At 66.6% G+C, this 13627-nt stretch carries 10 protein-coding genes; 4 read left to right on the forward strand and 6 right to left on the reverse strand.

The features are described from left to right. Nucleotides 1-13 precede the first annotated feature (13 nt). From selB to fdnG, 6 genes are all read right to left on the reverse strand, one after another. The gene (gene selB / locus VG543_RS11445) at nucleotides 14-1945 is read right to left on the reverse strand and encodes a selenocysteine-specific translation elongation factor (protein ID WP_423178573.1); all 1932 of its coding nucleotides are present in this window, start codon (nucleotides 1943-1945) and stop codon (nucleotides 14-16) included. After that, entirely contained in the window at nucleotides 1942-3366 is a 1425-nt protein-coding gene (selA, locus tag VG543_RS11450) for an L-seryl-tRNA(Sec) selenium transferase (RefSeq protein WP_423178574.1), read from the reverse strand. The genes selB and selA overlap by 4 nt, the downstream gene beginning before the upstream one ends. A gap of 4 nt (nucleotides 3367-3370) precedes the next feature. Then, entirely contained in the window at nucleotides 3371-4354 is a 984-nt protein-coding gene (fdhE, locus tag VG543_RS11455) for a formate dehydrogenase accessory protein FdhE (RefSeq protein WP_423178575.1), read from the reverse strand. A gap of 548 nt (nucleotides 4355-4902) precedes the next feature. Beyond that, nucleotides 4903-5550, reverse strand: a complete 648-nt coding sequence (locus VG543_RS11460; protein ID WP_423178576.1) for a formate dehydrogenase subunit gamma — start codon at nucleotides 5548-5550, stop codon at nucleotides 4903-4905. After that, on the reverse strand, nucleotides 5547-6464 hold the full coding sequence (fdxH, locus tag VG543_RS11465) for a formate dehydrogenase subunit beta (RefSeq protein ID WP_251103369.1): 918 nt from the start codon (nucleotides 6462-6464) through the stop codon (nucleotides 5547-5549). The genes VG543_RS11460 and fdxH overlap by 4 nt, the downstream gene beginning before the upstream one ends. A 10-nt stretch (nucleotides 6465-6474) precedes the next feature. Then, nucleotides 6475-9543, reverse strand: coding sequence for a formate dehydrogenase-N subunit alpha (gene fdnG, locus VG543_RS11470; protein WP_423178577.1), 3069 nt, complete (start codon nucleotides 9541-9543; stop codon nucleotides 6475-6477). Nucleotides 9544-9834: 291 nt separating this feature from the next. On the opposite strand from fdnG, the gene gmk reads away from it, so the two are divergent. The 4 genes from gmk to VG543_RS11490 all read left to right on the forward strand — a co-directional run bounded on the left by gmk (nucleotide 9835) and on the right by VG543_RS11490 (nucleotide 13624). Further along, nucleotides 9835-10500, forward strand: coding sequence for a guanylate kinase (gmk, locus tag VG543_RS11475; protein ID WP_233653787.1), 666 nt, complete (start codon nucleotides 9835-9837; stop codon nucleotides 10498-10500). A 110-nt stretch (nucleotides 10501-10610) separates the two neighbouring features. Then, nucleotides 10611-10910 carry a DNA-directed RNA polymerase subunit omega gene (gene rpoZ, locus VG543_RS11480; RefSeq protein ID WP_005410877.1) on the forward strand — a complete coding sequence of 100 codons (300 nt, stop codon included), beginning with the start codon at nucleotides 10611-10613 and terminating at the stop codon, nucleotides 10908-10910. Between the two features lie 105 nt (nucleotides 10911-11015). Beyond that, nucleotides 11016-13178 (forward strand): RelA/SpoT family protein, encoded by a 2163-nt coding sequence (locus VG543_RS11485; RefSeq protein ID WP_423178578.1) that lies wholly within the window; start codon nucleotides 11016-11018, stop codon nucleotides 13176-13178. A gap of 59 nt (nucleotides 13179-13237) precedes the next feature. Then, nucleotides 13238-13624 carry a RidA family protein gene (locus VG543_RS11490; RefSeq protein ID WP_005410875.1) on the forward strand — a complete coding sequence of 129 codons (387 nt, stop codon included), beginning with the start codon at nucleotides 13238-13240 and terminating at the stop codon, nucleotides 13622-13624. Nucleotides 13625-13627 lie beyond the last annotated feature (3 nt).

The following is a 13627-nucleotide window of genomic DNA, read 5'->3' on the forward strand; positions in this document are numbered from 1 at the left end:
GGTGCCGGTGGGCTCAGTCGCGGGCTGGGTTCCATTGCAGGTCGCCGCGCGGCCGATGCTGGTCACCGACGCGTCGAGTGTAGCCAACGCGGTTGAAGAACTCCAAGATCTGGATGCTGCGTTTGCGGCCCAGGCCGATGGCGTCGCGGAACGTGGCCGCATCCACCGTGCCGCTGGCCTGTGACAGCTGCGCGACGATCGCGGCGAGTTCGGCAATGCGTGCGGGTGCATAGAACAGGTCCGGCACCACCTGGAACAGCTCGCCACGTGCGGTGGCGCGGCGCAGGACGGCGCGGACCTCGTCTTCGGCCAGGCCGATCTCGGCAGCAAGGGTGCGCACCCACGGTGGATCGAAGCCACCGGCGTGCAGTTGCGGCAGCACGCGTTCCAGCAGCAGACGCTCGCGTTCCGGTGGCGCATGGTCATGGCCGGGCAGGCGCCACCAGGCACCCACGCGTTGCACACTGCCGTCGTCCAGCAGGTCCTGCAGCAGCGCATTCCAGAGGCTCGCTGCAAGCGCGGGCAGGGTGCTGCGCTGCAGGCGGCCGCTGTCGACACCGGGTTCGTCGGGGCGTCGCTCATGCCAACTGCGCAGTGAGGTGACTACCTGCTCGCGCAGCAGCTGCCAGTGCGAGGCGAGGATGACCACCGTGTCTTCGCGGGTGATGACGCGCTGTGCGCCTGCGGGAAGAACGATCCGGTCGGCGGCGCGCCGGCAGTAGCGCTGCAGCGCGGCCATGGCAACACCGAAGGGCGCCTGCTGCAACAGTGGGCCGATTCCCGCACCCGCGGCCAGTTGCTCCAGTGCTCCCAGCCATGCGAGCCGTGCAGGACTGCGTCGGCGCCGCTGTGGCGGGTCCGGATCGAGCACGAGGCCGCCGCCCAGCGTGTGGGTGGCCGCTGAATCGCGGGCAATGAAGCGGTCGCCACACATCGCACAGACCGGAGCATCGAACACCAGCTGCACCAACTGCCCATCACCGTGGTCATGGTCCTCCAGCAGCACCACATGGGCCTGCCGGTGCATCGTGCCCCAGTGGATATGCAGCGGTGCCCAGTCGCGCAACGGTGCGGCCAACGCGGACAGCCGCAACCGCACATCAACGCGGGTGGTGGCCAGCAGTGCGCGTGCGTCGGCGATCCAGTCACCGCGGCGGATGTCATCACGGGCGATGGCCGCCAGGTTCAGCGCGCAGCGCTGCCCGGCCATCGCGTGGTCACTGGCCTGGTTCTGCGCGTGGATGCTGCGTATGCGCACTTCAGTGGCGGCCGGCATCAGCTGCAGATGCTCACCCATCGCGGCGATGCCGCCGTGCACTGCGCCGGTCACCAGCGTGCCGTGGCCGGCCAGCGAGAACACGCGGTCCACCGGCATGCGGAACAGCTCGCTGCGCAGTTCGGCCTGGCGCGTGCTGGCGTCGTCCGCCGCCCACGCGTGCAACTGGGTACGCAGCGCGTTGATGCCAGCATCGTCGGGTGCGGTGCTGTTGCAGGTGAACACAGGGGAATCCTGCAGCGGCGTGCCGGCCAGCAGGGCAGCGACCTCGATCTCGACCCGGGCCAGGCGCGCCGCATCCACACGGTCGATCTTGGTGAGCGCCACCGCACCGCGGTCCACGCCCAGCAGTTGCAGGATGGCCAGATGCTCGCGGGTCTGTGGCATCACGCCGTCGTCGGCGGCGATCACCAGCAGGGCGACATCGATGCCGGTGGCGCCGGCCACCATCGTATGCACGAAGCGCTCATGACCCGGCACATCGACGAAACCCAGCATCGCGGCGGGGCCTGTGCCGTTCGAGCTTTCCACCGGGACATAGGCATAGCCCAGTTCAATGGAGATGCCGCGCGTGCGTTCTTCCTGCAGGCGATCGGTTTCGATGCCGGTCAGTGCCCGCACCAGGCGCGTCTTGCCATGGTCGATATGCCCGGCGGTGCCGACGATCATGGTTGCAGCGTGCTCCATTGGGCGAGGAAGTCCGCTTCGTCGGCCGGTTCCAGGCAACGCAGGTCCAGCCACAATGCGTCCTCGCCGATGCGGCCCAGCACCGGTCGCGGCAGCTGGCGCAGGCGCTTGGCCAGGCGGTCCAGACCGCCACGTTGCGCAGTGGTGATGCGCAGGCCGGCACTGCCGAGCTGCGCCTGTGGCTGCGCACCACTGCCGATCTGGCTGTGCATCCGTGCCTGTTCAAGCATGTAGCCGGTCGGCAGCGCCGAGCGCAGCGGCGGCAGCAGGCGCTGGGCCTGCGCATCCATGTCCTGCTGCGTGCGCGAGAGCGTACGCAGTGTCGGCAGCCGTTGCGCCAGCAGCTCCGGCTCGCGGTACAGCGCCAGTACCGCCTCCAGCGCGGCCAGGCCCATCTTGTCCATGCGCAGCGCACGCTTGAGTGGGTTGCGGTTGATCCGCGCGATCAGGTCGGCGCGGCCGGCGATGATGCCGGCCTGGGGCCCGCCCAGCAGTTTGTCGCCACTGAACGAAACCAGATCGGCGCCGGCCGCCAGTGCTTCCTGCACGGTGGGCTCGTGCGGCAGGCCGAAGGCCGCCAGCTCGCACAGGCTGCCACTGCCCAGGTCCACCACCAGCGGCAGGCCATGTTCGTGCGCGATCGCAGCCATTGCCGCAGTGTCGACCTTGGCAGTGAATCCGGTGATCGCGTAGTTGCTGGCATGCACCCCCATCAGCAGCGCTGTGCGCGCGCCGATGGCGTTGGTGAAGTCGGCCGGATGGGTACGGTTGGTGGTACCCACTTCCAGCAGCCGCGCGCCCGCGCTGCGCATCACATCGGGGATGCGGAAGGCACCGCCGATCTCCACCAGTTCGCCGCGCGACACCACCACCTCGCGGCGGTTGGCCAAGCTGTTGAGCAGCAGCAGGACCGCCGCCGCATTGTTGTTGACCACGGTGGCGGCTTCGGCGCCGGTCAGTTCGCAGATCAATGCCTGCACCCGCGCATCGCGGTCGCCGCGACGGCCACGGATGACGTCGAACTCCAGATCCACCGGCGCGGTCATCGCGCGGGTGACTGCCTGCACCGCAGCCTCGGGCAGCAATGCGCGACCCAGGTTGGTATGCAGTACGGTGCCGGTCAGGTTGTACATCGGTTGCAGGTCCAGCCGTGCATCGGCTGCCAGTGCGGCCTCGACCGCTGCTACCAGCGCCGGGCCGTCGACCGCTTCCTGCAGCTGCGCGGTCGACAACTGGCCGGCGCTGACGCGCTCACGCAGCACCTGCAGGTGCGACCGCAGCAGCTGGGTGATGCGGCTTCGACCGTGGCCTTCGATCAGTGGCGCCAGTGCAGGCAGGCGCAGCACCCGGTCCAGCGAGGGCAGGGCGGCGGCCGATGCCGGGGCGGGGGGCATGGCTGTCATCGCCTCAGTCGCCGTCGGATTGCCACAGCAGCGGATTCTGGCTGGCACGCGCATAGCCTTCCTCGGCCAGCAGCAGATCCAGCGCCAGCGTGCCGAGGTCATCGGCCACCGGCTCCAGTGACGGGTCTTTCTCCAGATACAGGATCTTGCGGTAGCTGTGGCAGTGGTCGCAGGTCTCGGCGCGTACCGCGCTCTCGCGCACCGCGTCGCCGCTGTCGCCGTCCACATCGGCCAGGGCGCGATAGGCGATGTCCTTGCCGGCGGCACCACACTGGCTGCACTGCACGCGCACGTAGTGCCACTGGCAGGCGCACAGCGAGCACGACAGGTAACGGTAAGACGCATAGGGTGGGCGTGCCTGCACCACGCTGGTCACCGGCAACGTGCCGCACAGCGGGCACAGCCCTGGCGCATCAGCCAGCGGCTTCAGATCGGTAGGGCGGAAGCTGGCTGCGAGCACCGCCCAATAAACCTGCAGTGCGGTCATCACCAGGAGTGCAGCGACCGCATCCACCGATGGCGCGTCATCACGCTCCAGCACCGCGTGCGCCTGCGCATCCAGCCAGGCGTCGTCGGCCGCGGCGACGCGTTGCAGCTCCTGTCGGGTTTCCAGCGGCAGCCCCGTTTCGTCGGCGCAGTGATGGCACTGCGTGCGCAGCCAGTCGCGCCAGCATCCATCCAGCTGAAGCGTGTTGGCCGGCCGCAACGGCATGCCGGCGCCGGCCGCCGCACTCGACTGCTGCGCACGTGCCTGCCATTGCAGTGCCTCGCGTTGCTGTGGTGTCAGTTCGTCCAGCAGTGCCTGCTGTGCATCTGCCAACGCTGCCAGCAGCTGCAGGTAACCGCCGATGGCACTGTGCGCGGCCAGGCTGCGCAGGCGTGTCGCGCGCTCGGCGAACAGTGACTCGATATCGGGCAGGATGATACGCGGCACATCGCGCGAGGCGAGCGTCTCGATCTCACCGGGTTCAAGGATGCGTTGCGCCATGCAGGGCCAGCCAGAAGAACCAGCCTCCATCCTCGCCGTTGTCGGCGCTGGCGTCCAGCGTGTTGCCGGCCATTTGAAAGGTTGGGGTCAGATCCGTTTTCCACAGGAAAACGGATCTGACCCCATAGGCTGGTTGAAAGTGAATCCCGACCGTTGGCCGGGATTCGATCAGTGCCGACCAACGGTCGGCACCACCATCAGATCGCAGGAAACTGTCGAAGGCGGGGTGGGTCCGGTTGCGGGGGCGTGAGCCGCATGGGCCCGAGGCATGCTTCGGGCGGGTTGGGCAGGACGCCCAACCCCGGTCTTGCCGTGTGCGCAGGACAGCGCACACGAGCAAGCGGCGACCGAGCTTACATGGGTGAGGGCGCTTTGCTTGCGAAGCACTGCTTCGCAAGCGCCCGAACGCACAGCCGCCAGCGGCTGGGCCGGGCCCCGGAGGGGTACTTGCAGCGTCCCCCGCAACCGGATCCACCCCGCCATCCCACGGATAACCGCTGTTGCTGTTGCCTTGGCTTGAAGCGGGTGCAGGGCCGCAGGCCCTGCCGCTACCCCTCTTCCCGACGTCCGCGCAGGATGTCCCGGAACCACTGCCGGTGATGCTTGTACGCCCACCCATAGGTCACCTTGCCCTGGGTCATCGCCCGCACAGATCCCTTGATCCAGAGCGCTGCGTAGATGTGCACCACGATCGCGCAGACCAGCACCCAGCCGAACAGCGCGTGGGCAAGTACCGAGAAGCGGATCACCCCGATCGGGAAGAAGTCGCTGAAATACTGCCGCCAGATCACGAAGCCGGTCAGCAGCAGCGCCGACAGGCAGCCGATGATGGCCCAGAACAGCAGCTTCTGGCCCGCATTGAAACGGCCCACCGGCGGCAGCTTCTCATCTTCGTTGCGCAGCACATCGCGCATGCCGCGCATCCACGCGCGATCGTCAGCGGTCGGCAGATTGTCGCGCCACATGCGGAACGCCAGCAGTGCAAAGCCCACCACCATGGCCAAGCCGATGAACGGATGCAGGATGCGCGTCCACGGTCCACCGCCGAACAGCTGGGTCAGCGGAAACAGGGCAGGGTGGAACAGGGCCAACCCTGACAAGGCGGTCAGCACGAAGCAGATCGCCACGATCCAGTGGTTGATGCGGGTCGGCGCGCGGTAGCGGATGATCTGGCGCGGGTGCGGTGCGTACTTCATGGCCGCTGCTCCTCTTCGATCTTCTTCGCCTCGTGTTCGGCTTCCTCTTCTTCCTCGTCATTGACCGTATTGCGGCCGATGCCGATGTAATGCAGGAAGCCGGCGAAGGCGGTGGCGGCGATCGCCAGCAGGCCCAGCGGCTTGGCCACGCCCTTCCAGACCTCCACCATCGGGCTGATGCGTGGGTCCTTGGGCAGATCGGCGTACAGCTCGGGCTTGTCCACATGCTGCAGCACGTACATCACGTGGGTGCCACCCACGCCCTGCGGGTCGTACAGGCCGGCGTTCTCGTAGCCGCGCGATTTCAGGTCTTCCACACGGCCGGCCGCGTGCTCGGTCATCGCCTGCTTGCTGCCGAAGGTGATCGCGCCGGTCGGGCAGGTCTTCACGCAGGCCGGTTCCTGGCCCACCGCAACCCGGTCCGAGCACAGCGTGCACTTGTAGGCCTTGTGGTCCTTCCTGGAGATGCGCGGCACGTCGAACGGACAACCGGTCACGCAGTAGCCGCAGCCGATGCAGTTCTCTTCCTGGAAGTCGACGATGCCGTTAGCGTACTGGATGATGGCACCGGGCGACGGGCAGGCCTTCAGGCAGCCCGGATCGCTGCAGTGCATGCAGCCTTCCTTGCGGATCAGCCACTCCAGCTTGCCCTTCTCGTCCTCGTACTCGCGGAACTTCATCACCGTCCACGACTGATCGCTCAGGTCCGGTGGATTGTCATAGCTGCCAACGCAGCTGCCCACTTCGTCGCGCAGGTCGTTCCACTCCATGCAGGCGACCTGGCAGGCCTTGCAGCCGATGCACTTGCTCACATCGATGAGCTTGGCGACCTGGCCGGTGTGCGCACCACGCGCCTCCGGCGAGGGCGTGGTGGTGGCCGAGCGGCGGATGATGTCCAGCGATTGCAGTGACATGGCGTGTCTCCTACACCTTCTCGACCTTGACCAGGATGCACTTCGATTCGGGCGTCTGCGAGTTGCCGTCACCGATGGCGTTGGTCAGCGTATTGGCGATGTAGCCGGGCTTGGCCGCACCGAGGAAACCCCAGTGGATCGGCACGCCCACCTGGTGCACTGTCCGGCCATCGATCTGCAGGGCCTTGATCCGCTTGGTCACCATCGCAACGGCTTCGATATGGCCACGCTTGGAACTGACCCGCACGCGGCTGCCGTTGTTGATGCCCAGCTCGTCGGCCAATGCCGCGCCGATCTCGACGAACTGCTCGGGCTGGATGATGGCGTTGAGCTTGCCGTGCTTGGTCCAGAAGTGGAAATGCTCGGTCAGGCGGTAGGTGGTGGCCACATGCGGGAACTCGTCCGGCGAACCGATCTGTGCACGATCGCTGGCGAATACGCGGGCGGCCGGGTTGTTCAGCGTCAGTGCCTGGCCGGGGCTGAGCGGGTTGCTGCGCAGCGGGGTATCGAACGGTTCGTAGTGCTCCGGGAACGGGCCTTCGGCCATGCCGGCCTTGGCGAAGAAGCGGGCGATGCCCTCCGGGTTCATGATGAACGGGCCCATGCCACCGGCGGGATCTTCGTCGGCCTTGAAGTCCGGCACATCCACGTTGCCCCAGTTCTTCCCGTTCCAGGCCAGCAGCGTGCGGCGCGGATCGAACGGTTGGCCGGCCACGTCGCACGAGGCGCGGTTGTACATCACGCGGCGGTTGGCCGGCCACGCCCAGGCCCAGCCCAGCGTGTTGCCGATGCCGGTGGGGTCGCTGTTGTCACGCCGCGCCATCATGTTGCCGGTCGGGCCCCAGGCACCGATGTAGATCCAGCAGCCGGAGGCGGTGCTGCCGTCGTCGCGCAGGTCGCCGAATGCGGCCAGCTGCTCGCCGGACTTGCGCACCAGCCTGGTCGGGTCCTTCGGATCGAACACGTCGGCCAGCGCCTTGCCGTTGTATTCCATCGCCAGTTCTTCAGGCGTCGGCAGTTCCGGGTTGGCGTAGTTCCAGGCCAGGTCACGCACCGGCTCCCACCACGCACCGCCGTCCTTCTCGTACAGCGCTTTGATGCGATGGAACAGCTCGGACATGATCTCGATGTCGCTGCGCGCTTCGCCTGGCGGATTGGCCCCCTTCCAGTGCCACTGCAGCCAGCGCGAGGAATTCACCACCGCGCCGTTCTCCTCGGCAAAGGAGGTGGTCGGCAGGCGGAACACCTCGGTCTGGATCGTGCTCGGGTCGACGTCGTTCAACGCACCGTGGTTCTGCCAGAAGGCGATGGTCTCGGTTTCCAGCGGGTCCATGCTGACCATGAACTTCAGCTTGGAGAACGCGCTGATCAGCTTGCCCTTGTTCGGCGCCGAGGCCAGGGGGTTGAAGCCCTGGCAGATGTAGCCATGGATCTTGCCCTCGTTCATCAGCTCGTACGCCTGCAGCATGTCGTACGGCTTGTCCAGCTTGGGCAGGTAATCAAAGCACCAGTTGTTGTCGGCGGTGGCGGCGTCGCCCCACCACGATTTCATCAGGCTGACGTGGAACTTCGGGTAGTTCTGCCAGAACGACATCTGGTTGGCGCGCAGCGGCTTCTGCGTGCGCTTGGCGATGTAGGCGTCGTAGTCCTGTTCGTCCTGTTTCGGCAGGGTCAGGTAGCCGGGCAGCAGGTCGGACATCAGGCCGATGTCGGTCAGGCCCTGGATGTTGGAATGCCCGCGCAGCGCGTTCATGCCACCACCGGCCACGCCGATGTTGCCCAGCAGCAGCTGCACCATGGTGCCGGCACGCACGTTCTGCGCACCGATCGAGTGTTGCGTCCAGCCCAGCGCGTACAGGATGGTCATCGCCTTGTCCTTGCCGGAGGTGGACGCGATCATGTCCCAGATCTTGCGGATGCTGTCGGCCGGAGTGCCGCAGATGCGCTCGACCATCTCCACCGTGTAGCGCGCATAGTGCTGCTTGAGCAGGTTGTAGACGCAGCGCGGGTCCTTCAGCGTCGGGTCGGTGCGCACGAAGCCATCGTCACCGTAGGCGTAGTCCCAGCTGGAGCGGTCGTAGCTGCGCTTCTCTTCGTTGTAGCCCGAATACAGGCCGTCCTTGAAGGCGAACTCGTCCTTCACCAGGAACGACATGTCGGTGTAGTTCAGCACGTACTCGTGCTGGATGCGGTCCTCGGTCAACAGGTAGTTGATCAGGCCCCCCAGGAACACGATATCGGTACCGGTGCGGATCGGCGCGTACACGTCGGCCACCGCAGCCGAGCGGTTGAAACGCGGATCGACCACGATCAGCCGGGCCTTGTTGTGTGCCTTGGCCTCGGTCACCCATTTGAACCCGCACGGGTGTGCCTCGGCGGCATTGCCACCCATGATCAGGATCAGGTCGGCATTCTTGATGTCGACCCAGTGATTCGTCATCGCACCACGGCCTAGCGTCGGGGCAAGACCTGCCACCGTCGGGCCGTGTCAGACACGTGCCTGGTTGTCGAATGCCAACATGCCAAGGGAGCGGACGACTTTGTGGGTCAGCACCGCGGTTTCATTGCTGGTGGCCGAGGCCGCCAGCATGCCGGTGGTCAGCCAGCGGTTGACCGTCTGCCCGGCTTCGTTCTTCTGCACGAAGTTGGCATCGCGGTCTTCCTTCATCAGTCGCGCGATGCGGTCCAGCGCATCGTCCCAGCTCAGCCGCTTCCACTCGTTGGAGCCCGGCGCGCGGTACTCGGGGTAGAGCAGCCGCGACTTGCTGTGGATGATGTCGGCCAGGCCGGCACCCTTCGGGCACAGCGTGCCGCGGTTGACCGGATGGTCCGGGTCGCCCTCGATATGGAAAATGCTCGGCTCGGCGTTCCTGGCGCCATCGCCGAGGCTGTACATCAGGATGCCGCAGGCCACCGAACAGTAGGTACAGGTGTTGCGGGTCTCGGTCGCGCGGGTCAGCTTGTACTGCCTGACCTCCGCGAGCGCGATGCCGGGCGCGAAGCCCATCAATGCCAGGCTGGAGCCGACCAGGGTTGTCCCGGTCACTTTCAGGAACTGGCGGCGGCTCATCGATGGCATGCCGTTCTCCTGGGATGGCGGGGAGGCACGGGCCTCCGGGCTGTCGTTGGGTACGGCCCGGTTATAGCACAGGCACCCGCATACCCATGTGGCACAAGGCCCGGCGCCTGCCGGGCAGGCGCGCAAACGGGCGCCTCTGGTAAAGTTGCGTGCCCGCACCCCGGGGAAGCGTCTGCCGGGCCTGGTTCCAGGATGTTCCGCGCAGCCCCCGCCGTCCTGGCGCGATCCGCCGCGCCGGACCTGGAACACCGAGGAAAAAAGTTTGCGAAATCAACCCGTTGGATCCCCCGCATGAGCGCCCCGTCGAAACCGTCGGACACCGTTGCGCGCGGCACGCTGTACATCGTGGCCGCCCCGTCTGGCGCCGGCAAGAGCAGCATCGTCAATGCCACCCTGGCGCGTGACCCGCAGATCGCCCTGTCGATTTCCTTCACCTCGCGCGCAATGCGCCCCGGTGAGGTGAATGGCCAGCACTACCACTTCGTCAGTGCCGAGAAGTTCGAGCAGATGATCGCCGCCGGCGACTTCTTCGAGCACGCCTGGGTGCACGGCGACTGGAAGGGCACGGCCCGGCAGTCGGTGGAGCCGCAGCTGGCCGCCGGCCAGGACGTGCTGCTGGAGATCGACTGGCAGGGCGCGCAGCAGGTGCGCCAGCTGGTGCCGGGCACGGTCACCGTGTTCATCCTGCCGCCGTCCAAGCAGGCCCTGCAGGACCGCATGCGCAAGCGCGGCCAGGACAGCGAAGCCGTCATCGCCCAGCGCCTGGGCGCGGCCCGGGACGAGATGCTGCACTTCAACGAGTTCGACTACGTCATCGTCAACGAGGTGTTCGACACTGCCGTGGACGAGCTGTGCGCCATCTTCACCGCCAGCCGCCTGCGACGGGAGGCCCAGAAGGTCCGCCACGCCGGCCTGATCCAGGCGTTGCTGACCCCCGATCCGGGTGCAACTGACTGATTCCAAAAGAATCGGGTGGGGGTTGGCTTGATTTTGTCCAGCTCCTGCCAGTACACTCCGTCCCCTTTCCCTCATTCGACTGAGCGGCCGACCGGTCGCCGGGAGCCCGTATGGCCCGCATCACCGTAGAAGATTGCCTGGAAGTCGTTAACAACCGTTTCGAACTGGTCATGATGGCATCCAAGCGTGCCCGCCAGCTCGCCAACGGCGTGCAGGCCACGCTGGACAACAGCGAGACCGAAGACAAGCCGACCGTGCTGGCGCTGCGCGAAATCGCCGCCCGCAAGATCGACAACGCGCTGATCGACGAAGTCGAGAAGGCCGAGCGTGAGCGCGCCGAGCGCGAAGCGCTGGAGTGGGCTGCCGCCGAAGTGGTCGCCGACGAAGACATGTCCAAGAACGACGATTGACCGCATCGATCAACGTCGTTGCTGGATCGCCGAACAGCCCGCCCCGTGCGGGCTGTTTCGCATTCAGGATTTGCCGTAAACGTCGCGCTGGAATAGGCTTCGGGCATGAACCCAGGCCCCACTGCCAAGGTCGCCGCAGCCCACGCTGCCGCCGTACCCGACTACGTCCTCCAGCTTGAACGCGCCGCCCATTACCTGCCGCCGGAACAGCTGCCGCTGCTGCGCCGCGCCTGGGAAGTCGGAGCCGCCGCGCACGCCGGGCAGACGCGCAAGTCGGGCGAGCCCTATATCACCCATCCGGTGGCCGTGGCCCAGGTGCTGGCCGAGCTTGGCCTGGACGTGGAAGCGTTGATCGCGGCGATCCTGCACGACACCATCGAAGACACACCGCTGACCCGTGAGGCGCTGGCCGCCGAGTTCGGCGAAGCCGTGGCCGAGCTGGTCGACGGCGTGACCAAGCTGGACAAGCTGAAGTTCCGCGACCGCCAGGAAGCGGCCGCCGAGAGCTTCCGCAAGATGCTGCTGGCAATGTCGCGCGACCTGCGCGTGATCATGATCAAGCTGGCCGACCGCCTGCACAACATGCGCACGCTGGGCGCACAGAGCCGCGAAGCGCGCGGCCGCATCGCCCGCGAGACGCTGGAGATCTACGCGCCCATCGCCCAGCGCCTGGGCATGAGCCTGGTCAAGAGCGAACTGCAGAATCTTGGCTTCAAGGCGCTGTACCCGTGGCGCCACGCGATCCTGGAAAAGCACATCCGCAGCCAGCCGGTGGTACGCCGTGAAGCGCTGGCACAGGTGGAAGTGCAGCTGTCGCAGCGGCTGGCGAAGGAAGGTATCGAGCACCGCCTGGTCAGCCGCATCAAGACGCCGTGGAGCATCTACAACAAGATGCGCGACGAGAACAAAACCTTCGACCAGGTGATGGACGTGTTCGGCTTCCGCCTGGTGGTGCGCAGCGTGCCCAGCTGCTACCACGCGCTGGGTTCGGTGCACGCCACCTTCAAGCCGCTGGATGGCCGCTTCCGCGACTTCATCGCCATCCCCAAGGCCAACGGTTACCAGTCGCTGCACACGGTGTTGTTCGGGCCGTATGGCTCGCCGATCGAAGTGCAGATCCGTACCGAGGAAATGGACCTGATCGCCGAACGCGGCGTGGCCGCGCACTGGACCTACAAGTTCGGCGGCGATTCACCCAACAGTGCGCAGAGCCGTGCGCACGCCTGGATCGTCGAACTGATCGATTCGCAGCGTGCTGCCGGTTCCTCGCTGGAGTTCCTCGACAACGTCAAGGTCGACCTGTTCCCGGACGAGGTCTACCTGTTCACCCCGAAGGGCAAGATCCTGGCGCTGCCGCGCAATTCCACCGCGCTCGATTTCGCCTACGCCGTGCACACCGACGTCGGCAACATGGCGGTGGCCTCGCGCGTGGACAAGAAACTGGTGCCACTGCGCACCAAGCTGGTGTCGGGCCAGTCGGTGGAGATCATCACCGCACGCTCGGCCACGCCGAAACCGCAGTGGCTGGAATTCGTGGTCACCAGCAAGGCGCGCACTGCCATCCGCCACCAGCTCAAGCAGCTGGAGCACGAAGATGCCGTGCAGCTCGGCCACCGCATGCTCGACCGTGCGCTGGAGGCGATGGATTCGTCGCTGGAACGGTTGCCGAAGGGGCGCCTGGATGCGTTCCTGGCCGAGCATCGTTTCCCACGCCTGGAGGCGCTGCTGGCCGAGGTCGCACTGGGCAACTGGATGCCGACCCAGGCCGCGCAGGCGCTGATGGCCTACGCCGAACTGCGTGGCGGCCCGCATTCGCGCCACCACTCGCAGGAAAAGATCCTGATCAACGGCAGCGAGCGTGGCGTGGTCACCTTCGCCGGCTGCTGCCAGCCGATTCCCGGCGACGAGATCATGGGCTACCACACCGCCGGCAAGGGCATCGTGGTTCACCGCATGGACTGCCCGAACCTGGCCGAGCTGCGCAAGTCGCCCGAGCGCTGGGTGCCGATCGGCTGGGACACCACCGTTTCCGGCGACTACGACACTTCGCTGGTGGTGGAAGTGGAGAACGGCACCGGTGTGCTGGCGCAGCTGGCTGCTGCCATCGCGCAGAGCCATTCCAACATCGAGCGCGTGGACTACCTGGACCGCGACTTCAACGCCGCCGTGCTGGCGTTCAACATCCAGGTGCGCGACCGAAACCACCTGGCCGAAGTCATGCGCCGCCTGCGTCGCCTGTCGGTCGTGCAGTCGGTACGCCGCCAGTAGGCCCTGTGCGTACCCGGTACAATCACCGCTCTGTTTTCCCCCAAGCACCGGAGCGACCCATGTCCCGCCAGATCATCAACACCGAAAAGGCCCCCGCCGCCATCGGCCCGTACTCGCAGGCCGTGCGCGCCGGCAACACCGTGTACTTCTCCGGCCAGATCCCGCTCGACCCGGCCACCGGCGACATCGTCGGCGCCGGTGACGTCGAAGCACAGGCTCGCCGCGCCTTCGACAACCTCAAGGCCGTGGCCGAAGCCGCCGGCGGCTCGCTGGACAAGGTCGTGCGCCTGGGCCTGTACCTGACCGACCTGGGCGAGTTCGCCAAGGTCAACGCGGTCATGCAGGACTACTTCCAGGCCCCGTACCCGGCCCGTTCCACCATCGAAGTCTCCGGCCTGCCGAAGGGCGCCAACTTCGAGGTCGACGCGGTGATGGTCATCGACTGACCG

This window comes from Stenotrophomonas sp. CASM101 (assembly GCF_049384845.1).
Classification (GTDB): domain Bacteria; phylum Pseudomonadota; class Gammaproteobacteria; order Xanthomonadales; family Xanthomonadaceae; genus Stenotrophomonas; species Stenotrophomonas hibiscicola.

Excerpts from the sequence above, each read along its gene's own strand:
- selB (WP_423178573.1), bottom strand. The coding sequence starts at position 1,945 with ATGATCGTCGGCACCGCCGGGCATATCGACCATGGCAAGACGCGCCTG.
- selA (WP_423178574.1), bottom strand. The coding sequence starts at position 3,366 with ATGACAGCCATGCCCCCCGCCCCGGCATCGGCCGCCGCCCTGCCCTCG.
- fdhE (WP_423178575.1), bottom strand. The coding sequence starts at position 4,354 with ATGGCGCAACGCATCCTTGAACCCGGTGAGATCGAGACGCTCGCCTCG.
- VG543_RS11460 (WP_423178576.1), bottom strand. The coding sequence starts at position 5,550 with ATGAAGTACGCACCGCACCCGCGCCAGATCATCCGCTACCGCGCGCCG.
- fdxH (WP_251103369.1), bottom strand. The coding sequence starts at position 6,464 with ATGTCACTGCAATCGCTGGACATCATCCGCCGCTCGGCCACCACCACG.
- gmk (WP_233653787.1), top strand. The coding sequence starts at position 9,835 with ATGAGCGCCCCGTCGAAACCGTCGGACACCGTTGCGCGCGGCACGCTG.
- rpoZ (WP_005410877.1), top strand. The coding sequence starts at position 10,611 with ATGGCCCGCATCACCGTAGAAGATTGCCTGGAAGTCGTTAACAACCGT.
- VG543_RS11485 (WP_423178578.1), top strand. The coding sequence starts at position 11,016 with ATGAACCCAGGCCCCACTGCCAAGGTCGCCGCAGCCCACGCTGCCGCC.
- VG543_RS11490 (WP_005410875.1), top strand. The coding sequence starts at position 13,238 with ATGTCCCGCCAGATCATCAACACCGAAAAGGCCCCCGCCGCCATCGGC.